Source organism: Streptomyces sp. NPDC087428 (genome assembly GCF_044744085.1).
GTDB lineage: Bacteria > Actinomycetota > Actinomycetes > Streptomycetales > Streptomycetaceae > Streptomyces.
In genome coordinates this window covers 78,175-98,646 of record NZ_JBIUXR010000007.1, presented here as the reverse complement: position 1 = coordinate 98,646, position 20,472 = coordinate 78,175, and the positions used below count along the sequence as shown (strand labels likewise).

Below are 20,472 nucleotides of genomic sequence, written 5' to 3'. Positions count from 1 at the left end.
GCCGTTCAATCGGCCGGTCTCCGCTAAGTTCTGCTTCCATGCCCGCACAGACGGCCGATCACGGCTCCATCATCGATGCCATCGTCAGCAGCAGCGGCCGCTGCACGCTGCCGTACCAACAGGCCCACCGCGGCGACGCCTTCGGGACGGCGTTCTGGTTCAACGATCTCCTCGCCGAGGACGCCGACGGGAACGCGACGTACCGGCAGTACCTCCTGACCGCGGGAGCGCTGACCCGGTACGACGTTGCCGAGATACGGCTGCGGCCCGGTCTGTCCGAGACCGCCATGAGTGCCGGCGGACTGATGATGCTGCGGTTCCAGGAGGGCTGGATCCCCCTCGGTGACTCCGGGGTCTCGGTGTTGCCCACCGCCGTGCTGCACGCTCTGGCGCGCCGGAAGAAGTGGGCCTGGGCGACCGACGAGATCACCGACGGGACGGCCGCGACCGCCGAGGACATCGCCCGGCTGGGTGACGCCCCGGTACCGGCGTACGTGCTCGGACACGATGTGGGGCCGGACCGCACCCAGCGCGAACAGGCCGTCGTCGTCGGGGAGATCGTGCGCGACGGCGATGGTCAGGGGTTCGTGTGGGACGGCCTCGCTCCGAAGGGCTGCGCCGGGGCGCCGGTCTTCGTCGGACTCCACCTGGAGGAGGACCGGTTCAAGCTCGTCTGCCTCGGTGTCCTGCTGCCGAGCGAGGGGCCGGGGCACCCCGTCGCCACCTTTGACCGCATACGGGCCGCTGTACGGGAACTGCCCGGACAGGCCGGACAGGCCGGACAGTCGGCCGCCGGGACCGGCACCGCGCCGGCCGCCAAGTCGCGGTGGTGGCGCGGGCGGAGGTGACGGCCCGTACCCGTCGTCGTACCCTGTGGCGCATGCGGGGAGATCGGGAGAGCAGCCATGGGTGAGCCTCTGAAGACCTTTGTCGGCGGTGCCGAGGTCGAGGTGCCCAACAGCATCCCGGCCATCCGCGCCGCCCTGCCCGAGGCGAGACGCGAGGAGTTCGACCGTGCCATCAACGAGGCCGGGGTGCACGACATCCAGGCCGTGATGCGGCACTGGATGCTGGAGGCCGTGCCCGATCCTGAGGCGGAACGGATTCTGGACCGGCTGGCGCGGGACGAGGCCGAGAGGCGGAGCGTCGCTTGAGCTTCCGGATCTCCTATGCGCCACCTGCCGACGACACCCTGGCCAAGATGCCGGACGGCGACATCTTCAGGGACCGGATGGCGCGTTCCCTGGGACACGAGCCGTACGGGCACGGGTCGTCGGCCGTCAAGGAGGAGCACGACCGCCGCGAGGCCACCGTCGCCGGGGCGATCGTGCTCTATTACGTCTCCGGGTCGGTCCTGACCGTCACCGTGGTGCGGCTCGTACCGCTGCCCTGACCAGCGGTCAGGCCGGCGCCGGGCCGCGCCCGTGTCAACCGTCAGGCCAGCTTGGCCACCTGGGCGTCGATCACGGCCTTCGGCAGCTCGAAGTCGCCGCCGGAGGAGGCCGCGGCCAGGTTGAGCGCGCTGAACGAGGCGACCGTGGCGCCCTGGCGGACCTGCACGAGCTTCATGGCACTCTTCTCGCCGTCCGACTCGATGGTCACCGTCCAGGCGGCGGCGTCCTCGCCGGCCTTGACCTGCTCCTCCGTGATCTTGACGACCTTCTGCTTGGTCCCGGCCGCCTTCATCGTGAAGCCGGACGCGCACCCGGTCGCGGCGGTCCGCAGGGCGGCCACCGTCTCCTCGGCGCCCTTGCCCTCGTAGGAGGAGAGCGTGGTGAGCGTCGTCGTGATGTCGAAGGCGGCCTCGAACGCCTCCTCGGGGTCCGCGCTGTCCTGGTCGGCGCCCTTCTTCGGCTCGCTGATCACCTTGCGCTGGGTGGACGCGGCGGGCGAACCGGCCTTGGCGCCCATCAGGGTGTCGGCGAAGACATCGCAGGCGGCCTTGTCCGCGGTGACGTCACCGGCGGAGACGGCGTCGGCGGGACCGGCCTTGGAGATCTTGTGGCCTTTGACGTCGCCCTGGGCGAGCGAGGCCTTCTCCAGTTCGGCGGCGGTCAGCGCCTTGGCGGCAGCGGGCTTGGCCGAAGGGGACTCGTCCGCCTTGCCCTTGTTGCCGCCGTCCTTGTCCGCCGCGTCCGAACCGCAGGCCGCGGTGAGCAGGGCCAGGGACATCACGGTGGCGGCAACAGCGGTACGGCGTATGGCAGTGGGTCGCATGGCCCATCCTTCTGTATCAGGTCTTCTCGCCCGCACGAGAGCGGCCGGCGCCGGGTTCGGCGCGGCCGGGGAGGATCGTGGGGGTGGGCCAACTCTATGAGTTGTATGTGGTTTGGCAATCCGTCAGACCGGGCATCGCCCCTGATCGTGACTACGTCGTGATCACTCCGGAAACGCTCTGAGCTGGGTATTCGCCCCGGCCGCCGGCAGCTCGTCCCGGGGCGACCACCCGAAGGGGGTCCGCTGATGCCGATCGATTCCGCTCTCTGCGCCGTACTCGGGTCCGTGGGGGTGCCACCGGAGCTGATCGCCTCGTGCGACCCGCTGACCGGCGGCACGTACAACGCCGTCACCCGGGTCCGGCTCACCGACGGCCGGGAGTGGGTGGCGAAGACCCCGCCGCCCGCCGTCGCCGGGACCCATCTCGGCTACGAGCGCGATCTGTTGGTGAACGAGGTCGCCTTCTACACCGCGGCCGCCGACCTCGCCGAGGAGACCCCGGTCCCCCGCGTCGTGCACAGCGGGCTCGACCCGGCCGCCCCCGAGGGCGCGTACGTGATCATGACGGCGTGCCCCGGGCAGCCCTGGCACGAGGCCACCGGCACGATGGCCGACGGCGAGGAGCAGCGGTTGCGCGGCGACCTCGGCCGGGCCGTCGGCCGGCTGCACACCGTCCCGGCACCCGGCGGGTTCGGCTACCCGTCGGCGGCGCTCGCCCCGTTGGCGCCCACCTGGCGGCAGGCGTTCACCACGATGACGGACGCCGTGCTGGCGGACGCGCTGGGCTACGCGGCGAGGCTGCCGCGGGCGGCGCCGGACATCCGCGGACTGCTCGGCGCGGCCTCGTACGTACTGGACGACGTCACGCGCCCCGCCCTGGTCCACTTCGACCTGTGGCAGGGCAACATCCTGGTCGCCGGGCGGCCGGGGGCGCGGCGGATCGGCGGGATCATCGACGGGGAGCGGATGTTCTGGGGCGACCCCGCCGCCGACTTCGTCTCGCTCGCCCTCTTCGGGAACATCGAGGAGGACAAGGACTTCCTCGACGGCTATGCCGCGGCCGCGGGCGGGCCGGTGGAGTTCGGTGACTCGCTGCGGCTGCGGCTGGCGCTCTACCGCTCGTACCTCTACCTGATCATGCTGGTGGAGACCGTGCCGCGGAAGACGGCCGGGGAGGACCTGGAGTGGACGTGGAACGAGGTCGCGCCTCGGCTCGAAGCGGCCCTCGGCGAGGTGGAGTCGGCGCTGCGGGCAGGGGGGTGACCGCAGCGCCCGACGGTCCGGGCGTGCGCCGCGTCAGTACCGCAGGGCCCGTTGGGCGTCGTGGAGGTTCTGCGGACGTACGGCCCCGGGGGTGCCGTACGCCTCCAGGCGGGTGTGCAGGTCGCCGGTGAAGTCGGGGACGTCGATCTGGTCGAACTCCGTCACCTCACTGACCCCGACGGTCGCGCTGCAGGGGGCGAGGCCGTCGATCCGCATCAGGCCGGCCCGGCCGTTGGTGACCCGGATGTTCCAGTGGGTGAAGCGGGCGCCGAAGAGCGGTCCGGCGCTCGCGTCGCCGCCGTGCCGCCCGTTGTTGTTGACGGTAATGTCGGTACGGACGTTGGCGAACGGCATCCCCCGGTGCGAGTCGAACGTGCCCATCTCCATGACGCCGCGCGACCAGACGTTGTGGCTGGACAGTCCCTCGACGTTGATGCCGTGCAGCTGGGTCCCGGCGGGCGCCGGGACGGTGCGCTGCTCGATGGTGAAGTCCTCGACCAGGTTGTCGTGCGATCCCTCGCGGCAGTAGTACGGGTGGTGCGAGCCGCGGCCCGCGACCTTCGTGCGCCGCAGGGTGCAGGCGGACGCGCCGATGAGGCCGAAGCCGTTGTCGACGTGACGCACGGTGATGTCGTCGGCCCAGCAGTCGTACGCGCACTGGAACGCGACGCCGTTGTACCCCTTGTCGAGCAGGTGCTGCGACTGCGGGGTCTCGACCGCTTCGAGCGTGAGCCCCTCGACGCCCGAACCGGTGAGCGGGGCGGCGAGGGTGGTGAGGCGGGGGTCCCACTCGGGGCGGATGTCGAGCGGGAGGGGGCGTTCCAGGGTGACCCTGCGGCCGTGCACGGCGGTGATGCGGACCGGCCACTCGTAGGGGACGTACGAGGTCAGCTTCGTCTTGTCGTCCCAGTAGTACGCCTCGGGGCCCGGACCGCCGCCCGCCATGTGCTCCAGGAGGGTGTGCGCGGAGTCGTCGGCGAGGCGGAGCAGCACGAGCGCGCCGCGCTTCAGCCCGCGGGTGTCGTCGACGGTGATCGTACGGTCACCGAGGCGGGCGGGGGCGACGGTGGTCAGGGTCCGCCACGCGTCGCGCTTGTTGCCGGTCCAGCCCTCGAAGGGCCAGTCCTTCGCCTTGATGGCGTCGGTGAGGGAGGTCCAACGGGCTTCGGGGCAGAGCCAGATGAGGCCGCCGGCCCAGGACCAGCTGGACTTGTCGCCGCCGTACCGGCTGCCGTAGACGCCGATCAGTTCGGTGAGGTTCCGGGTCGCGTGCAGCGTGGTGCGGCCGCTGCCCGCGCCGCGCACCACGACATCGCTGTGGCCGATGCGGATGATGTCGTCGATGCGGTACGCGCCCGCGGGAATGATCACCGTGCCACCGCCGCGCTCTCCGGCAGCGGCGATGGCACGGTTGATCGCGGGGGCGGCGTCGGCGGAGCCGCCGGGCTCGGCGCCGTAGTGCAGGACGTTGGCGGTGAAGCCGTGGCCGGTGCGGCGGGGCAGGTCCGCTCCGCCCCGGTAGCCGGCCCTGCCGATGAACGGGACCTGCGGATGGGTGAGGGGCGCTGCGGCGAACTCCCGCCAGAGCGGGGTGGTCCGTGGCCTGCCGCCCGCTCCGGCCGCGGCGCGGGCGGCGGTGTCGCCCCGGCCCGCCGCGAACGCCGTCCCGCCGCCGGCCGGTCCGGTGGCCGCGGCCGCCGCGACGGCCACCGCGCTGCCGAGCAGTCCACGCCTGCTGATGTTCCCCATGATCGCCATGAGCCCGACCTGCCTTTCATGGATGTGAACGACGTTCATATCTGCGTCGGCGGTGAGCATGCCACGGCCCCCCGGGGCAGCGAAAGGGGCGTGCATCGGGGAATCGCCGGGTAACGGCTCCGACATGACCGTGAAGCCCTGCGGCGCGGAACCGGCGGGCGGTGAGGCTCAGTTGGTGCGCGTCAGCCGGTGGGGCGCTGGGTCAGGTGAGTGAACGCGTCCAGGTTCCGCGTGGACTCGCCGCGCGAGACCCGCCATGCGTACTCCTTGCGGATCGCGCTCGCGAAACCGAGTTCCAGGAGGGGGTTGAAGGCGCCGTCGGCGGCCTCCAGGACCACGCCCAGCAGCCGGTCCAGCTCCTCGGGCGTGACCACGGAGAGCGGCAGCTTGCCGACCAGGTAGACGTCCCCGAGCGAGTCGATGGCGTAACTCACGCCGAAGAGGCGGAGGTTGCGCTCCAGCAGCCAGCGGTGCACCGCCGCGTCGTTCTCGTCGGGGTGCCGGATGACGAAGGCGTTGAGGGAGAGCGAGTGCTTGCCGACGAGCAGCGAGCAGGTGGTGGAGAGCTTGCGGGTGCCGGGCAGCTGGACGACGTAGCTCCCGGGCTCGGGGCTCTCCCAGTCGAGCCCGGCATCGTCGAGCGCCGCCTCGATGACCTGCGTGACCTGCGTGACCTGCGTGACCTGCGTGATCTGCGCGATCTGCGCGATCTGCTTGACCTGCGTCGTTGCCGCTTCATCGGGTGCGTCAGCCATAGTCCGAGCGTACGACGCCCCACGGGCGGCGCCACATCCGCCGGCCGCCGCGTACCTCATGGCCCGGCCTCACACGTGGCGCGGCCCCGCACCCGGCCCGGCCTCACGCACGGCGCGGCCCCGCACCCGGCCCGGTCTCACACGTGGCGCGACCGCACCCGTCGCCGGTGTTCCTGCATCGCCTCCGTGTACACGTCCGCGGTCGCCGCCGCCGCCGTGTCCCAGCCGAACCGCCGGGCGTGCGCGGCGGCCGCGCCGCCCATCCGGGCGACCAGCTCCGGCGCGGCCGCGAAGCGCGCCAGCGCCTCGGCGTACGCCTCCGGGTCGTGGCCGGGGATCAGGAAGCCGCTGACCCCGTCCCGTACCGCCACCGGGAGGCCGCCCACGGCCGCCGCGACGACCGGGGTGCCCGCCGCCTGGGCCTCTATGGCGACCAGGCCGAAGGACTCGCTGTACGAGGGCATGACCAGCACGGACGCGGCCCGGAACCAGTCGGCGAGCTGGTCCTGCCCGACCGGCGGGTGGAACCGTACGACGTCCGCGATACCCAGCCGGGCGGCCAGCTTGTGCAGCCCCTCCGGCTTGGCGAGGCCGCTGCCGCTCGGGCCGCCGACGACCGGCACGACGATGCGCGAGCGCAGCGAGGGGTCGCGGTCCAGCAGGACGGCGACGGCGCGCAGCAGCACGTCAGGGGCCTTCAGCGGCTGGATGCGGCCCGCGAAGAGCGGGACCAGGGCGTCCTGCGGCAGCCCCAGCCGGGCCCGTGCCGCGGCCCGCCCGTCGGCCGGGCGGAAGCGGTCCAGGTTGACGCCGGGGTGGACGACCGCCACGGCCCGGGGATCGGCCTCGTAGAAGCGGACGAGCTCGTCGGCCTCCTCCGCGGTGTTCGCGATCAGCCGGTCGGCCGCGCTGACGATCTGGGTCTCGCCGATGACCCGGGCGGCGGGCTCGGGGGTGTCGCCCTCGGCGAGCGAGGCGTTCTTGACCTTCGCCATCGTGTGCATGGCGTGGACGAGCGGGACGCCCCAGCGCTGGGCGGCGAGCCAGCCGACATGGCCGGAGAGCCAGTAGTGGGAGTGCACCAGGTCGTAGTAGCCGGGGCGCTGGCCGGCCCACGCCTGCATCACGCCGTGCGTGAAGGCGCAGAGCTGGGCGGGCAGCTCCTCCTTGGCCAGGCCCTCGTACGGCCCCGCGTCGACGTGGCGGACCAGGACGCCGGGCGACAGCTCGACCTCGGGCGGCAGTGCGCCGGTGGTGGAGCGGGTGAAGATCTCGACCTCGATGTTGAGCGCGGCGAGGCGTTCGGCCAGTTCCACGATGTAGACGTTCATGCCGCCCGCGTCGCCCGTCCCCGGCTGGTGCAGCGGGGAGGTGTGCACGGAGAGCATCGCGATCCGGCGGGGCCTGCGGGGGCCGCCCGCGAAGGAGCCGGAGAAACCGGCGGGGAACCTGAGACGCGGTGCGACGCGGCTGCTGCCGAGCCGAGAGACGTACTGACTCACGTCGTCCGGTCCTCCTCGTTCAGGGCACTGGTACCGACTCGTTCAGGGCACTGATACCGGCTCGTTCAGGGCACTGATACCGGCTCGTTCAGACACTTGATACCGGCTCGTTCGGGCATGGCACCGAAGGGGCACACGGTCCCTTCGAAGGGCTGGAACAGCGGAACTCCTCCTTTCATTTCCGCTTTGCCAAATCATTACCGTATGTTTTCGGCGCGTCGCCACGACGCCTCCGCGGCGTCCGCTCCACGACGCTCGTTACGCTCTGTGTCATGCGCCCCATCGGCACCGCGACCCGCGGGACCACCAACCCGAACCGGCTGCGCCGCATGGACCGCTGGATCGCCGCCACCCACGGCCCCGCCCTGCGCCGCGCCGACGCCCCCGTCGCGGTCGACCTCGGGTACGGCGCCGCGCCCTGGACCGCCGTGGAACTGCTGGAGCGGCTGCGCGGCGCCGAGCCGCGCACCGCGGTGGTCGGCATCGAGATCTCCCCGGACCGGGTCGCGGCGGCGAAGCCGTACGAGCGCGAGGGCCTCACGTTCCGGCACGGCGGCTTCGAGATCCCGCTGCCCGAGCGGCCCGCGCTGATCCGGGCGGCGAACGTGCTGCGCCAGTACGACGAGGGCGAGGTCGCCGCGGTCTGGCAGCGGCTGTGCGAGCGGCTCGCGCCGGGCGGGATGCTGGTGGAGGGCACCTGCGACGAGATCGGGCGCCGCCACGTCTGGGTGGCGCTGGGCCCGGAAGGACCGCGCACGGTGACGTTCGCGACCCGGCTCGGCTCCCTGGACCGGCCCTCCGACCTCGCGGAGCGGCTGCCCAAGGCGCTCATCCACCGCAATGTCCCGGGCGAGCCCGTCCACGCGTTCCTGCGCGACTTCGACCGGGCCTGGGCCGCCGCGGCACCGTACGCCTCGCTGGGCGCCCGGCAGCGCTGGATCACGGCGGTACGGGCACTGTCCGGCGACTGGCCGGTGACGGACGGGGTGCGGCGGTGGCGCCAGGGTGAAGTCACGGTGAACTGGGAGGCGCTGAAACCCCGCCAGTAGAGCGACACGCCGGGAACGGGGAGGAACTCCCCTGCGCCGGGAACGTCGGCCGGGCACCGTTCGTCCCAGATACGGGGAGCGGTACGGGGGGGAGCGTGTCTGCGGCACCGGCGACCGGCCGGAATTGCCGGAGACGTGTGAGCCTCTGTTGCTTTTCGGTACGGCATGGCACGATCTCGTCGGTGCCATAAGTTACTGACGGTAAATCAGATCCGTTCGGGTCTGTCCGGAGGGGGAGCTCGTGAACCGACGCCACAGTGCCGCCGCGGCGATCACGCTGGTCTGCGCGCTGGCCGTACTGGCCGCACCGGTCCAGGCGTTCGCCGCCCCGGTGCCCCCCGCGCCGGAACAGCCGGTGAAGCCCGGGAAGAAGAGCCTCGAAGAGGTGCGCGAGGAGATCGAGGCCCTCTACCGCAAGGCGGGCACGGCGACGGACGCGTACAACCTCGCCGAGGAGCGGTCCAAGAAGCAGTCGGGCGAGATCGTCAAGCTGGCGCAGGCCATAGTCGAGGGCCAGGCGAAGATCGCCGACCTCAAGAGCAGAGCGGGCGCCCAGGCCCGCGAGCAGTACCGCAACGCCGGAATGCCGGCCGGCGCCCAGCTGATGCTCAGCGGCGACCCGCAGCTCTTCCTGGACGGAGTCAGCCGGGCCCGCCAGGGCCAGCAGGCCGCCAAGGGGGTCCTGGGCGAACTGAACAGGACCCAGGAGGACCTGGAGACGTACACCCAGGACGCGAGCACCAACTGGACCAAGCTCGAAGCCAATCGCGTCAAGCAGGCCAAGGCCAAGAAGAAGATCAACGCGCAGATCGCGGCGGCCAAGAAGCTGGAGTCCCGGCTGGAGAAGAAGGAGCGGGCCCGGCTCCTCGAACTGGAACAGCAGGCGGAGTACAAGTCGCAGACGGCCTGGCTGAGTTCCGGCGCCCTGAAGGAGATCAACCGCGGGGCGAGCGCGAGCGGCAAGAAGGCGGTGGCCTTCGCGACCTCGCAGATCGGCAAGCCGTACAAGTGGGGCGCCGTGGGCCCCTCGTCGTACGACTGCTCGGGGCTGACGTCCCAGGCGTGGGCGGCGGCCGGTCGGCCGGTCCCGCGCACCTCGCAGGAGCAGTGGCGGCAACTGCCGCACATCGCCATCAAGGACATGCGCCCCGGCGACCTGATCATCTACTTCGGTGACGCCACGCACGTCGGGATGTACGTCGGTGACGGCGCGATCGTGCACGCCCCGCGCCCCGGCCGCAACATCACCCTCGCGGGGGCGGGCTCGATGGAGATCCTCGGAGTCGTCCGCCCGGACAAGTGACGGGCGAGGGACGGGCGAGGGACGGGCAAGTGGCGTCCGAGCTGACGGCCGAGCTGACGGCCGACCTTAAGAGAGCCTCAAGGGACCCTTAAGGCCGGTCGGAGAACCGGCGGAGAGCAGCCGTGGAGCTACCGGAGAGCGGGCGGGGGCCCGAAACGGTGCGGTTTCCGTCCCCGCCGCCGGGCTCCGATCCGCCTCCGCCCCGCAGCCGTGACCCGCGCCACCCGGGGCCCGGCGCGGCACGTGACCTTTGTCATGTGCCGGAAAGGGCCGCAGCCCCGGCGCATCCCGCCGGATCTGCGCCCTTCCGCGGCTTTACGCCCTCTCCGGAACGGCCGGCACGTATCGAGCGCCATTCCGTTCCCACATCCCGTACCGCTATCGTCCCCGTCTGGCGGGTCGTCGATCGTCGCTCCGCCGCGCCCTCGGGGGGAGGGAAGGAAACCCGATTTCGATGCCCGTACCCGTACCGCAGCAGCGTTCCGTTCCCGCTGCGGAGACCAGCTATGGCGCCGACCTCACCCTCCTGGTGATCGAGGACGACCCGGCGGGCACCCTCACCGTCCCGGAACTGCCGGCCGCGGCCGGCACCCGGGTCCGTATCCGTACCGCCCGCAATCTGACCGAGGCGGGCCGGCTCCTCACCGACGACGTGGACTGCATCCTGCTGGACCTGGCCCTGCCGTCCGGCGGCGAGGCACGTACCGCGCCGGGACAGGAGGCGGACGGGCTGGCCACCCTCAAGCACGTCCTGCGGATCGCGCCCCGGCACGCCGTACTCGCCCTCACGGCGCAGGAGGACGCCGAGCTGGCCGCCGAAGCGGTACGGGTGGGGGCACAGGACTACCTCTTCCGCGACGAGCTCGACGGCAGGCTGCTCAGCCGCGCCATCCGCTACGCCGTCGAACGCAAGCGCGCCGACATCGCGCAGCACCAGCTCACCGAGTCCCGGCTGCGGGCCCAGGAGAACGCCCGCCTGGAGCGCGGTCTGCTCCCCACGCCGCTGCTCGACGGCTCCGACCTGCGCTTCGCCGCCCGCTACCGCCCCGGCCGCAGCCGTGCGCTGCTCGGCGGGGACTTCTACGACACGGTCCGTACGCCCGACGGCACGGTCCACGTGATGATCGGCGACGTCTGCGGGCACGGCCCGGACGAGGCGGCGCTCGGCGTGGAGCTGCGCATCGCGTGGCGGGCGCTGACCCTGGCCGGGCTCTGCGGCGACGAACTGCTCTCCACGCTCCAGCAGGTCCTGGAGCACGAACGGGAGAGCGAGGAGATCTTCGCGACCCTCTGCACGGTCGACATCGCCCCCGACGGCCGCCGCGCGGGCCTCTGCCTGGCGGGCCACCCCGCACCGCTGATCGCCCGCCAGGGGCGGGCGGCGCACCTGCTTCCGTACCAGGACGGCGGCCCGGCGCTCGGGCTGCTGCCGCGCGCCCGGTGGCCGCGCCGGCAGGTGGAACTGGGCGGCTCCTGGAGCCTGATGATGTACACGGACGGGCTGATCGAGGGCCGGACCGGAATGGGTACGCAGCGCCTCGGACAGGACGGCATGGTCGCGATGATCAACCGCCAGCTGGCCGAGGGGCTGACCGGCGAGGACCTGCTGGAGGCGGCCGTCACCCACGTCCGCGAGCTGAACGGCGGCGAGCTGACCGACGATGTCGCGGTCCTGCTGCTCGACCGCGACGAGGACGTCGTGCGCCGCAGGGCGCACAACGGCGACCGGGGCCGGAGCATTCCGCGCCCCCGCCCCGGTCAGGTGTCACCCGCAGGCGCTCAACGCCCGCCGTTGTAGGGCCCGTACGGCCCGTCGCTGCTCGATCCCCCGCGGCGGTTGCCGCCGCCCGTGACGGCCTTGAGCGCGGGCCGCACATCCACGAAGAACACGATGGTCGCGACCAGCCCGGCGAGCTGCACGAAGAGCAGGGGCACCCAGAGGTTCACCACCACCGTGATGCCGAGAATGATCAGCCAGAAGGGCTTGGTCTGCTTACTGGCGGCCCGGTAGGCATCCTCGCGGGCGACCGCGGCCATGATCAGGGCGACCACGGCGAGGATGAGCATTGCCGTGTAGATCAGCCCGAGGACCGAGTTGAAGCTTTCGAGCAACATGATGTGCACCGCCTAGTACGTGGGTGAGCGCCTCGCGGCCAAGGTACCGGGACAACGACCGGAGCACCCCGAAAGGTGCCCGCCCGCCTCCCGGCACCCCTGCCGGCCACCGCGCTACTTGGCGGTGGGCGGCGTGGTCTTCTTGGCGGCGGGCTTGCGCGCGGGCGCCTTCTTGGCGGACGCGGACGCGGGCGCGGGCTTGGCGACCGGCTTCGGCGCGGCCTTGGTCTCCGCCTTTACCTGCGGGGTCTCCGGCTTGGGGCCGGCCTTGGCGTCCGGCTCGGACTCCTTGCGCGGCTCGACGACGACGGCGATCTCGACGATCTCCTCGGCGGTCTCGCCCCGCCACGTCCGCACGGTCTGCTCGCCGCGCTCGGCGACCTTCTCGTACGTCTCCCGGGCCCTGACCGCGTACTCGGCGGCCACACCCACGCTGCGCAGCGCCAGGTCCTGGGCGCTCTCGCCCAGCTTCTTCAGATCGGTGTCGAACGCCCCGATCACCTCGGTGACCTTGGCCTGGAAGGTGGCCTGCGCCTCCTTGGCCTGCCCGGTCACCTTCTCCTGGACGACCTTGGGGTCGGTGTTGCGCACGGCCTCGATACGCTCCGGCGCCTCGGCCCGCAGCTGCTCGATCAGCGCCGGCACCTTGCGCGCCTGCCGCACGGCGAGGTCGGCCGTACCGGCGGCGAAGTAGAGGGGGGTCGGGTCGGTGAGGGTCTTGCGCAGGTCATCGGTGATGGCCATGACTGTGGTCCTCCCGGATCATCAGAGTCAGTGTGAGGGTTTTGAAGGCTTTGAAGCTGTATCGGCAGCACTGCCGTCGGCATTGAAGGGCACGTCCGCACCGGACGCACTGCCCTCCTCACCCCCGGGCTCGTCCTCGAACCCGTTCTCCTTGCGGAAGGAGGCGTAGATCTGCAGCAGCACGCTCTTCTGCCGCTCGTTGATCGACGGATCGGCCAGAATCACCGCCCGCGTCTCCAGCTCGTCCCGCTCCCGCTCGTCCAGGATCCCGGCCCGTACGTAAAGGGTCTCGGCGGAGATCCGCAGCGCCTTGGCGACCTGCTGCAGCACCTCGGCGCTGGGCTTGCGCAGCCCGCGCTCGATCTGGCTGAGATAGGGATTGGACACGCCGGCGGCATCGGCGAGCTGCCGCAGCGACAGCTGCGCGGTACGCCGCTGCTCGCGCAGGTACTCGCCGAGGTTGCCGACGTTGAGTGATGCCATGCCTCGATGGTGGACCCTCGGTGCTAACTTTTGCAAGCAGACGCTTGCAAAAGTGTTCCGAACCACTCGGACGGGCCTGTGAGCCCGAGCGCGACAGGTGTCGTATGTGCACGACATCTGTCGCCATCCGCGTCCGGCCTCCTGGTGCAGGTTCTCTTGGGCCGGCCTCCACGGGGCTCCGGGAAGCGACGTTGTCGGTGGGCTCTGCCAGGGTGTGCGTCGTGGATGAACTGGTGGAGCGTGTCGACGATCAAGATCGTGTGCTGGGGGTGGTGGTCAGCCGCCGGCAGGCCATTCGGGAGAGTTGGCTGCACCGGGTCGCCGTGACGGTGTGTCGTGATGAGCGAGGGCGGATCCTCGTCCACCGGCGGTCGGAGCAGCTGTCACGCTTCCCCGGGCTCCATGAGGTCGTGGTCGGTGGCGCCGTGGATGTCGGTGAGTCCTATGAACAGGCCGCCTCGCGGGAGCTGGCCGAAGAGCTGGGCATTCGGGTGCTGCCGCGCTTGCTGTTCACGTTCCTCAACCGCGGCGGTCTGAGCCCTCACTGGCTCGGCGTGCACGAAGTCTTGGTGCCGGACGCCGTGGCCGCCGATCCCGATGAGGTCGCCTGGCATGGCTGGCTGACCGAGTCGGAGCTGCGGTCGGCCCTGCTGGAGTGGCGCTTCACCCCCGACAGCCACGAGGCCTTCAGCCGGTATCTCGTGTTCCGGACCGCGCAGTCCTGACCTTGTCCGCCTTTGCTGGTGATAAGCGCGGTACACGCCAAGAACGATGCGAACCCGACAACAGTTGTCGTGCTCAACGGTCCAGAAACCCCCTGGCCAGGGTGCCGGGTTGACGACAACCAGCTCGCTCCGTCTCAGACTGTGCGCCGCTGTCCGTCTGTCCGTTCCCAGCGGACACCGCGAGTCCCAGCGCTTCTGGCGAACGGCCTGGCGGACTCCCGGCGAATCCGGCCGGCCTGTACGGTCCACCGCATGGTTGACGCGTTCGATGTGGCTCAAGCTCTGCGCGGTGGGATACCCGACAGGGCGCGAGCCTGGGCCTTCGTCAGGGGCTTCGCCGCAGCGTGGGCGGAGCCGCTCGCCGACGGCGCGGGTACGCGAGCGGAGGAGCTGGAGCGAGCCGAGGAGACGCTGGGGCTCACGCTGCCGACCGCGTTGCGCGAGGCGTACTCGCTTCTCGGTACGCGCCACGACCTCACCGGCAACCAGGACCCGCTGCTGAGCCCTTCCGAGCTGTTCGTGCACGACGAGTTCGGTGGAGTGCTCGTCTTCCGCAGCGAGAACCAGGGATGCGCCCTCTGGGGAGTACGGCTGCGGGACCTCGGTCAGGACGATCCGCCGGTGTTCGTCCAGTCACGGGATGGCTGGGTCCGCTTCCTGGAGCGGGTCTCCCTGGCCTGTGTCGAGCTCGTGCTCAGCGAGACGCTGCTGGCCGGCGAAGGACGGCTCTACAACGCCTGCGAACTTCCCGCCGGCCTGATTCGCGAGCTGCCGAATCGGTTCGCGCCGGTGGAGTTTCCCGAGTACCCGATGTGGACGGGGAAGGAGGAGTCACCCGTGTGCTGGTTTTCCGCGCCGGGGAAGCTCTTGCGGCTCGACGGACTGCGTGACCGCAGCTGGCTGCACGTCCGGGGACATACGTTCGCCGACCTGGAGTCGCTCTGCGCCACCCTCCCCGGCCGCTGGGTAGGTGGGTAGTCGGAGCCGTCCCAAGCCGACGAACTGCCTTTCTGTACACCTTTCTCCACACCCGATGCTCACCGGTGATGAGCGCGGTGATCGTCCTCAATGCCGCGGACGCGCCCGGCCGCATCGAACAACTGACCGTGCACGTGGTGGTTGTGCGCCCCTCGTCCTGGCCCCAGCCAGATGGGACAGGCCCCTCACTCAGCCTCTGACGATGCAGAAGGGATGCCCGGCCGGATCGGTGAGGACCCGCGCCTTGTCGCCATGCGGCTGGTGGTCCGGCTTGCCCGCACCCAGCTCCAGCAGCCGGGCCTCTGCCACGTCCAGGTCCTCATCGAGCTTGAAGCAGATGTGAAGCTGCTGGGGGGCGTTTGGGTCGGGCCAGCTCGGCGCCCGGTAGTCGTCGACCCGTTGAAAGCCGATGAGAAGTCCGTGTTCACCGTTGAGGCCCGCGAAGTCGGCGTCCGACTTCGGGTGCGGTTCATGGCCGGTGGCCTGCTGGTAGAACAGCGCCAGAGCCGGCGGATCCGGGCAATCGAGCGTTATCGCGACCAACTTCATCTGCGGGGGCATGGCTTCTCCTTGCCGATCGGCGGATTTCCGCGATGAACACCCTAGAGGCAGGTTAATAGCGTGCGGCTGGCTTGATCTTCTGTGCCGTCGGCCCCACCGGCGGTACCGGGTTCAGGAATGCGTCACCGGACACAGCCCGGTTCAAGTGTCGGTGGAAGAGGCCCAGCGGTACTGCCCGGTGACCGCATGGGTTGGCCGGTTCGGATGCCTACAGGTTGTTTCGGATGCCTACAGGTTGCTCACGTAGAAGCTGGTGAGTCGTTCGACGGCGGCGTCGACGTATTCGGGCTCGTCGTACATCTCGTAGTGGCCGGCGCCCTCGATCACCATGAGGTCGACGGGGTTGGGGGCCAGCTTCCACAGCCTCATGCCGGTGTCGTAGGAGCCGGTGTTGCCGATGCGTCCGGCGAGGACGACCTGGAGCGGCTGGGTCATGAGCTGATCGGCCAGGTGGAACGCGTCATAGCCCAGCAGGAGGGAGTCACCGCGCGAGAGGCGCCGATTCGTGGAGTGTTCGTTGCCGCCGCGCTCGGTGCGGTAGTAGGTGATGGCCTGCAAGGTGTCGATGTCGGTCAGGCCCGCTGCCGTGGCGTCCTGAAGGGTGTCGGGCAGCCAGTTCACACGGGTCGTCCCGCCGGAGCGGGCCTCTTCGATGCGCGCGTCCGCGAGGGCGTTGAGTGCGGCGGCCGGGCCGTCGGGCCGGAAGCCGCGGAACGAGGTGCCCATGTCGATGGGGACGACCGTGCCGACCGCCTTGACGCGGTGGTCCGTGCGGGCGGTGTGCACGGCGTAGCCCCCACCGGCGCAGATGCCGAGGACGCCGATGCGCTGCGGGTCGATGCCGGGGGTCGTCGTGAGCACGTCGATGGCGTAGGAGATGTCCTCGCCCCGGCGGTAGGGGTCTTCGAGGTCGCGGGGCTCGCCTCCGCTCCGGCCCTGATGGGCGGGGTCGAAGACGAGCGCCGCGATGCCGCGGGCGGCGAGCCGGGAGGCGTAGTTGGCGCCGATCTGCTCCTTCACGCTGCTGCCCGGGGTGGAGAGCACCACGGCGCGCAGCGGTGCGCCGCTGTCGGCGTTGTCGGGCAGATGGAGATCGGCGGCCAGTTCGACGGGACCGCGCGGGATCGTGAGGTGCTGAAGCATGCGTGGTTTCCTTCGTCAGGTCGTTGTTCCACAGGAATCCAGTACAGAACAGTGACTGATACAATATGGAACTAATACGAAACAGTACCACTGGGATGGAGGGCCGCATGTCGGTCGACGGGGCGCAGCTGTGGACGCTGAACCAGCGGCTGCTGGGCGTCGTGATGGATGCCTGTACGGGGGAGCTGGCCGAGCTCGGGTTGGAGACGAAGGAGTTCTTCGTCCTGGCCGAGGTGGAGGCATCGCCGTATCCGGCCGAGATCGCGACTGCGCTGCTGCTGCCCAGGGCGAGCGTGACGGTCTACGTGCGCAACCTCGTCGCCAAGGGCTTCGTCCGCCGCGAGATCGACGAGGCGGACCTGCGGCGCCATCGGCTCGTACTGACCGCCGATGGCACGCAAGCACGCGATCGAGCACTTGCAGCTCTCGCGGCGGAGTACGACCGCAGGCTGGCGAGAGTCACCCCCCAGGACCGCGTCGAGCTGCAACGCATCCTCGGGACGATGCTCGCCTCGCCCGCGTCAGGCCCTACGCCCGAGTGATTCGTCTGTCTGGTGCGTGGTGCGCTGCCGCACGTTCGGGCCTCGTCGCGGCGGCCGGGCCGGCAGGACTCCTCACTGACACGGTCGGCCGGTCGGTCGGTCTCGACGCGTGCCGTGGGAGGTTGTCGAGAATCGTCGCGACGGTCTGCACCGGTGTCTGTTCCGAGGTGTCCAGCCGGAGTCCGATACGCGGAGTCTCCTCGCGCAAGGACCGGTCGAGGGCCTCGACCGTCCGGATCCCGTACCCGGTCTTCGAGCGCCCCGCCTCCCTGCCGCGCACAGCAGTCGGGGAGGGGGCCGGAACGACAACGTATACGGGATGTGTGCGCAGGCCGGTGACGTACCGCGACAGGCCCGCGCGCAGGATGATGTCCTGGACGATCGCGGTCCACCCGTCACGCGCGTACGCGTCAGCAACGAGAGCGGACAGTCGATAGCGCAGTCCCGACTGGGCCCTGGCCTTTTCGCTCAGGGGACGGCATCCGGTCCATGCGCACGCTCGGCAGTCCGCTGGTGCGTCCCGGGACGGGCATCCGCATTTCTCGCGTGGCCGGACCGCTGAGGGCCGTCCCCGCGCAGGGCCTTCGAAACCTTGGCCGGCTATCCCATGACCGCTCGGGCCGCGTCGAGAAAGGCCAGTCTGTTGTCCTCCAGGTAGTCGCGCACGCTCTCGCCGTCGGGCAGGCCCTCCCACACGGTGCGGTTGAGGTCGAGGAAGTACTCGCGTGCGGCGTCGTGCACGGGCAGCGGAAACTGGATACGGATCAGCCGTTCCACGACCCAGAGTCTGTTCATGGATTCCCGGGTCTCCAGGAACCAAGGCGTCGTGTCGTCCCACTCGTCCGGCTGGCTCAAGGCCGCGCGCTCCGCCGCGGCCCCCGCTTCGACGAACCGCTCCAGCAGCGTGAGCCGCTCCACTCGCCGGGCCTCCGACAACGCGGTCTGCTGCCGCCGCTGTTCCGTCCGCTCAGCCGACCGCTGCGTCGCGAACTGGACGAGGAAGGACAGCGCGCCACCGAGTGCGAAACCGCCCAACGATATGAGTGACACCCACACTTGACCGGACATGGCGGCCATCGTTCCACGCTGCCGATCTTCACGTGCCGTCGCCGGGGAGGTCGTTGAGCCGCAGCGGGCTCCCGGACGGCCGCCGCCGGCCGTCGTCACGGTCCTCACCACAGCCGTCTCGGCCCCGGATCCGGACATTGGGGAGAATGCTCAGCGTCATACCGGTTGCGCCGATCCACAGCGTGGGTGTGGCCCCGAGTACGGAACCCGAGGCTCCCCCCAGGAGCCCGCCCAGGGGAATGCCGCCCCAGGACACGAAACGGGATGTCGCGCTCATCCGGCCCAGAAGCCGATCCGGTGTGAGGGCCTGCTGGAAGCTCGACTGAGCGACAACGCGGACGACTCCGCCCAGTGAGAGTGCCGCGAGGCCGACCGCGGCCACGTACACGCTCCAGCCCGGCCGGGCCAGCGGCATCAGGGCGGTCAGCGGGCACGTGACCAGTGGGGCGAGCCAGATGACCGTCCCCTGCCCGAACCGTTTCGAGACCGTGGTGGCCACCAGCGCGCCCAGCAGGGCACCGCAGCCCATTCCGGACAGAAGGAGGCCGATACCGAAGGACTGGAGTCCGATCTCCCGCTCCAGGAAGAACAGCAACATGGTCTGGTACATGACCAGGAACAGGTTGAAGATCGCGTCGCCCAGCATGACGGCGCGCAGGACGGGGCTCCCGAGGACGAACCTCAGACCCTCCTTGATGTCTCGAAGCATCTTGGGGTCGCCACTCGGCTCCGGCCTTCTTTCGCGTGTACGGATACCGAGCGCGAGCAGACCCGATGCGGCCATCCCGGCCGAACTCGCGAGAAGTGCCGCAGGCGCTCCGGTCCAGCCCACCAGAGGTCCTGCCATCGCCGGCCCGCTGATACTGGTCACCGACCGTATCGCCGAGAGCTTCGAGTTGCCTTCGATGAGACGGTCACGCCCCACCAGGTGCGGCAGGTAACTGACGTGGGCGACATCGAAGAAGACGGTCAGCAGTCCGTGAGCCGACGCGACCGCGTAGAGCCACCAGATCGTCAGGGATCCCGCCCACCACACGACGGGTACCGTCAGAAGGTTCAGTGCCCGCAGGAGATCGGTGCTGATCATCACCGATCTCTTCCGCATACGGTCCACCCACGCGCCGGCCGGAAGTCCGATGAGGAGCGAACCTGCCGTGGTCATCGCGGTCAGCAGTCCGACCTGGAACTCATCGGTGTTCAGCGCCGTGATCGCGACCAGCGGCAGCGCCAGGAAGATGATGCGGTCACCCAGCTGACCGAGCGCGGTGGCGGCGGACAGGCGCCCGAAGTCCGGGTCACGCAGGAGTCCGGGCCGAGAAGACGTTGACACAGGAATCTCCTATTTCGGTTGCGCGGGACTCGGCGGCTACGGCCGGTCGGCCCCGAACTCGTAGACCACTTCCCGGCGCACGTCCGGAATGACGATGTCGGCGGTTTCCACCGGCCGCCCGTCGGTGTCGTAGATGGTGCGCTCGATCCGGAGCACGAGGTCCCCCACGCTGATCCCCAGCAGGTTCGCCTGCGCCTGGGTGGCACGAGCGGGGCGCGGCACCTCGACGACGGTCTCGATGACCACACCGATGGACCGCATGCGTTCGACCACGCCCTTCCCCGCCAGGGGGCCCGTCTCGGGCAGCACGACGGGCGTTTCCTCCGTGATGGCCATCGGCTCCCAGGACTCGGAGAGCTGGACGGGATACCCGCCGGCGAGGAACTCGTACCGCGTCCTGACGCAGAGATCCCCGGAACTGATGTCGAGCCGCTCGGCGATCGCTTCAGGAGCGGGGACCCGCACCTGGCTGTGCGAGTCCCAGGCGTCGGCCCTGCCTCGCTCCTTCGTGGCGGAGCGGGAGGTGGAGCCGCCCCGGCGTTCGCGGTGCCGCGAACGGACCAGCCGCAGACGCTCGCGGGGCATTCGCACGTAGGTCCCCGAGCCCGCGCGCCCTTCGAGGAGGCCGCCGATGATCAGGAGATCCATGGCCCTCTGCAGGACGTTGCGCCCGACCCCGTACTCCTGCGCGAGCCGCGCCCGGGACGGCAGACGCTCCCCAACACCCCACTCCCCCGCAAGAATCCGTCCGCGCAGCACCTCGGCCACGGCAAGGTAGGGCGCCTCTCGGGGCATGGGCGACTCTCCGGTCGGTCTGATACGCGCCAGCGGGTGATTCCGGGCGGCAGTGGCAAGCTACGGGACCGGACGAAAGCTGCTGGAGTAGAAATACGCTCGGCACCCGCGCGCCTGCGGAGGGCGGCATCGTGGCCGGTG

22 protein-coding genes are annotated in these 20,472 nt (G+C 70.5%); 10 read left to right on the top strand and 12 right to left on the bottom strand.

The window, feature by feature from the left end:
• Positions 1-38 precede the first annotated feature (38 nt).
• The 3 genes from ACIO3R_RS16445 to ACIO3R_RS16435 are packed head-to-tail and all read left to right on the top strand — an operon-like array spanning position 39 to position 1,393.
• On the top strand, positions 39-848 hold the full coding sequence (locus ACIO3R_RS16445) for a hypothetical protein (protein WP_402106201.1): 810 nt from the start codon (positions 39-41) through the stop codon (positions 846-848).
• 57 nt (positions 849-905) lie between these two features.
• Complete coding sequence (locus ACIO3R_RS16440; protein ID WP_362959612.1) at positions 906-1,154, top strand: hypothetical protein; 249 nt, start codon at positions 906-908, stop codon at positions 1,152-1,154.
• Complete coding sequence (locus ACIO3R_RS16435) at positions 1,151-1,393, top strand: hypothetical protein (protein ID WP_385029744.1); 243 nt, start codon at positions 1,151-1,153, stop codon at positions 1,391-1,393. Before ACIO3R_RS16440 ends, ACIO3R_RS16435 begins: the two co-directional genes overlap by 4 nt.
• A 41-nt stretch (positions 1,394-1,434) precedes the next feature.
• Here ACIO3R_RS16435 and ACIO3R_RS16430 read toward each other — a convergent pair whose 3' ends face one another.
• Positions 1,435-2,217, bottom strand: coding sequence for a hypothetical protein (locus tag ACIO3R_RS16430; RefSeq protein WP_402106199.1), 783 nt, complete (start codon positions 2,215-2,217; stop codon positions 1,435-1,437).
• A gap of 246 nt (positions 2,218-2,463) precedes the next feature.
• Here ACIO3R_RS16430 and ACIO3R_RS16425 point away from each other — a divergent pair, with 246 nt between their 5' ends.
• Complete coding sequence (locus ACIO3R_RS16425; RefSeq protein WP_402106197.1) at positions 2,464-3,480, top strand: phosphotransferase family protein; 1,017 nt, start codon at positions 2,464-2,466, stop codon at positions 3,478-3,480.
• A gap of 33 nt (positions 3,481-3,513) precedes the next feature.
• Here ACIO3R_RS16425 and ACIO3R_RS16420 read toward each other — a convergent pair whose 3' ends face one another.
• From ACIO3R_RS16420 to mshA, 3 genes are all read right to left on the bottom strand, one after another.
• On the bottom strand, positions 3,514-5,238 hold the full coding sequence (locus tag ACIO3R_RS16420; RefSeq protein WP_402106194.1) for a glycosyl hydrolase family 28-related protein: 1,725 nt from the start codon (positions 5,236-5,238) through the stop codon (positions 3,514-3,516).
• Positions 5,239-5,420: 182 nt separating this feature from the next.
• A complete protein-coding gene (locus ACIO3R_RS16415) occupies positions 5,421-5,993 on the bottom strand; it encodes a YbjN domain-containing protein (protein WP_402106191.1) in 573 nt (190 codons plus the stop codon).
• Positions 5,994-6,130: 137 nt separating this feature from the next.
• Complete coding sequence (gene mshA / locus ACIO3R_RS16410) at positions 6,131-7,495, bottom strand: D-inositol-3-phosphate glycosyltransferase (protein WP_385029758.1); 1,365 nt, start codon at positions 7,493-7,495, stop codon at positions 6,131-6,133.
• A 272-nt stretch (positions 7,496-7,767) separates the two neighbouring features.
• On the opposite strand from mshA, the gene ACIO3R_RS16405 reads away from it, so the two are divergent.
• The 3 genes from ACIO3R_RS16405 to ACIO3R_RS16395 all read left to right on the top strand — a co-directional run bounded on the left by ACIO3R_RS16405 (position 7,768) and on the right by ACIO3R_RS16395 (position 11,645).
• Positions 7,768-8,544 (top strand): class I SAM-dependent methyltransferase, encoded by a 777-nt coding sequence (locus ACIO3R_RS16405; protein WP_402106189.1) that lies wholly within the window; start codon positions 7,768-7,770, stop codon positions 8,542-8,544.
• A 241-nt stretch (positions 8,545-8,785) separates the two neighbouring features.
• Entirely contained in the window at positions 8,786-9,847 is a 1,062-nt protein-coding gene (locus ACIO3R_RS16400; RefSeq protein WP_385029764.1) for a C40 family peptidase, read from the top strand.
• A gap of 454 nt (positions 9,848-10,301) precedes the next feature.
• The gene (locus tag ACIO3R_RS16395) at positions 10,302-11,645 is read left to right on the top strand and encodes a PP2C family protein-serine/threonine phosphatase (protein ID WP_385029767.1); all 1,344 of its coding nucleotides are present in this window, start codon (positions 10,302-10,304) and stop codon (positions 11,643-11,645) included.
• Here ACIO3R_RS16395 and ACIO3R_RS16390 read toward each other — a convergent pair.
• The 3 genes from ACIO3R_RS16390 to ACIO3R_RS16380 all read right to left on the bottom strand — a co-directional run bounded on the left by ACIO3R_RS16390 (position 11,627) and on the right by ACIO3R_RS16380 (position 13,189).
• On the bottom strand, positions 11,627-11,962 hold the full coding sequence (locus ACIO3R_RS16390; RefSeq protein ID WP_363026661.1) for a DUF2516 family protein: 336 nt from the start codon (positions 11,960-11,962) through the stop codon (positions 11,627-11,629). The genes ACIO3R_RS16395 and ACIO3R_RS16390 overlap by 19 nt on opposite strands.
• 114 nt (positions 11,963-12,076) lie before the next feature.
• Positions 12,077-12,706: a hypothetical protein gene (locus ACIO3R_RS16385; RefSeq protein WP_402106185.1), complete on the bottom strand. Its 630-nt coding sequence runs from the start codon at positions 12,704-12,706 to the stop codon at positions 12,077-12,079.
• A gap of 27 nt (positions 12,707-12,733) precedes the next feature.
• Positions 12,734-13,189 carry a helix-turn-helix domain-containing protein gene (locus ACIO3R_RS16380; RefSeq protein ID WP_402106183.1) on the bottom strand — a complete coding sequence of 152 codons (456 nt, stop codon included), beginning with the start codon at positions 13,187-13,189 and terminating at the stop codon, positions 12,734-12,736.
• Positions 13,190-13,410: 221 nt separating this feature from the next.
• On the opposite strand from ACIO3R_RS16380, the gene ACIO3R_RS16375 reads away from it, so the two are divergent.
• A complete protein-coding gene (locus tag ACIO3R_RS16375; protein WP_402106181.1) occupies positions 13,411-13,914 on the top strand; it encodes an NUDIX domain-containing protein in 504 nt (167 codons plus the stop codon).
• A 252-nt stretch (positions 13,915-14,166) separates the two neighbouring features.
• Positions 14,167-14,892, top strand: a complete 726-nt coding sequence (locus ACIO3R_RS16370; RefSeq protein ID WP_402106178.1) for an SMI1/KNR4 family protein — start codon at positions 14,167-14,169, stop codon at positions 14,890-14,892.
• A 189-nt stretch (positions 14,893-15,081) separates the two neighbouring features.
• Here the strand turns inward: ACIO3R_RS16370 and ACIO3R_RS16365 are convergent, their stop codons facing one another.
• Together ACIO3R_RS16365 and ACIO3R_RS16360 are read right to left on the bottom strand one after the other, a co-directional pair.
• On the bottom strand, positions 15,082-15,453 hold the full coding sequence (locus tag ACIO3R_RS16365; protein WP_402106176.1) for a VOC family protein: 372 nt from the start codon (positions 15,451-15,453) through the stop codon (positions 15,082-15,084).
• Between the two features lie 228 nt (positions 15,454-15,681).
• Positions 15,682-16,596, bottom strand: a complete 915-nt coding sequence (locus ACIO3R_RS16360; RefSeq protein WP_402106173.1) for an alpha/beta hydrolase — start codon at positions 16,594-16,596, stop codon at positions 15,682-15,684.
• Between the two features lie 107 nt (positions 16,597-16,703).
• Between ACIO3R_RS16360 and ACIO3R_RS16355 the strand changes: the two genes are divergently transcribed.
• Complete coding sequence (locus tag ACIO3R_RS16355; protein WP_385029786.1) at positions 16,704-17,138, top strand: MarR family winged helix-turn-helix transcriptional regulator; 435 nt, start codon at positions 16,704-16,706, stop codon at positions 17,136-17,138.
• A 600-nt stretch (positions 17,139-17,738) separates the two neighbouring features.
• Here the strand turns inward: ACIO3R_RS16355 and ACIO3R_RS16350 are convergent.
• From ACIO3R_RS16350 to ACIO3R_RS16340, 3 genes are read right to left on the bottom strand one after another with little or no spacing between them, the layout of a single operon-like run.
• The gene (locus ACIO3R_RS16350; RefSeq protein WP_385029789.1) at positions 17,739-18,215 is read right to left on the bottom strand and encodes a hypothetical protein; all 477 of its coding nucleotides are present in this window, start codon (positions 18,213-18,215) and stop codon (positions 17,739-17,741) included.
• Between the two features lie 19 nt (positions 18,216-18,234).
• Positions 18,235-19,536 (bottom strand): MFS transporter, encoded by a 1,302-nt coding sequence (locus ACIO3R_RS16345; protein WP_385029792.1) that lies wholly within the window; start codon positions 19,534-19,536, stop codon positions 18,235-18,237.
• 36 nt (positions 19,537-19,572) lie between these two features.
• Positions 19,573-20,331, bottom strand: a complete 759-nt coding sequence (locus ACIO3R_RS16340) for a GntR family transcriptional regulator (RefSeq protein WP_402106169.1) — start codon at positions 20,329-20,331, stop codon at positions 19,573-19,575.
• Positions 20,332-20,472 lie beyond the last annotated feature (141 nt).

Excerpts from the sequence above, each read along its gene's own strand:
- ACIO3R_RS16445 (WP_402106201.1), top strand. The coding sequence starts at position 39 with ATGCCCGCACAGACGGCCGATCACGGCTCCATCATCGATGCCATCGTC.
- ACIO3R_RS16440 (WP_362959612.1), top strand. The coding sequence starts at position 906 with ATGGGTGAGCCTCTGAAGACCTTTGTCGGCGGTGCCGAGGTCGAGGTG.
- ACIO3R_RS16430 (WP_402106199.1), bottom strand. The coding sequence starts at position 2,217 with ATGCGACCCACTGCCATACGCCGTACCGCTGTTGCCGCCACCGTGATG.
- ACIO3R_RS16425 (WP_402106197.1), top strand. The coding sequence starts at position 2,464 with ATGCCGATCGATTCCGCTCTCTGCGCCGTACTCGGGTCCGTGGGGGTG.
- ACIO3R_RS16420 (WP_402106194.1), bottom strand. The coding sequence starts at position 5,238 with ATGGCGATCATGGGGAACATCAGCAGGCGTGGACTGCTCGGCAGCGCG.
- ACIO3R_RS16415 (WP_402106191.1), bottom strand. The coding sequence starts at position 5,993 with ATGGCTGACGCACCCGATGAAGCGGCAACGACGCAGGTCAAGCAGATC.
- ACIO3R_RS16405 (WP_402106189.1), top strand. The coding sequence starts at position 7,768 with ATGCGCCCCATCGGCACCGCGACCCGCGGGACCACCAACCCGAACCGG.
- ACIO3R_RS16395 (WP_385029767.1), top strand. The coding sequence starts at position 10,302 with ATGCCCGTACCCGTACCGCAGCAGCGTTCCGTTCCCGCTGCGGAGACC.
- ACIO3R_RS16390 (WP_363026661.1), bottom strand. The coding sequence starts at position 11,962 with ATGTTGCTCGAAAGCTTCAACTCGGTCCTCGGGCTGATCTACACGGCA.
- ACIO3R_RS16385 (WP_402106185.1), bottom strand. The coding sequence starts at position 12,706 with ATGGCCATCACCGATGACCTGCGCAAGACCCTCACCGACCCGACCCCC.
- ACIO3R_RS16380 (WP_402106183.1), bottom strand. The coding sequence starts at position 13,189 with ATGGCATCACTCAACGTCGGCAACCTCGGCGAGTACCTGCGCGAGCAG.
- ACIO3R_RS16370 (WP_402106178.1), top strand. The coding sequence starts at position 14,167 with ATGGTTGACGCGTTCGATGTGGCTCAAGCTCTGCGCGGTGGGATACCC.
- ACIO3R_RS16365 (WP_402106176.1), bottom strand. The coding sequence starts at position 15,453 with ATGCCCCCGCAGATGAAGTTGGTCGCGATAACGCTCGATTGCCCGGAT.
- ACIO3R_RS16360 (WP_402106173.1), bottom strand. The coding sequence starts at position 16,596 with ATGCTTCAGCACCTCACGATCCCGCGCGGTCCCGTCGAACTGGCCGCC.
- ACIO3R_RS16355 (WP_385029786.1), top strand. The coding sequence starts at position 16,704 with ATGTCGGTCGACGGGGCGCAGCTGTGGACGCTGAACCAGCGGCTGCTG.
- ACIO3R_RS16350 (WP_385029789.1), bottom strand. The coding sequence starts at position 18,215 with ATGGCCGCCATGTCCGGTCAAGTGTGGGTGTCACTCATATCGTTGGGC.
- ACIO3R_RS16340 (WP_402106169.1), bottom strand. The coding sequence starts at position 20,331 with ATGCCCCGAGAGGCGCCCTACCTTGCCGTGGCCGAGGTGCTGCGCGGA.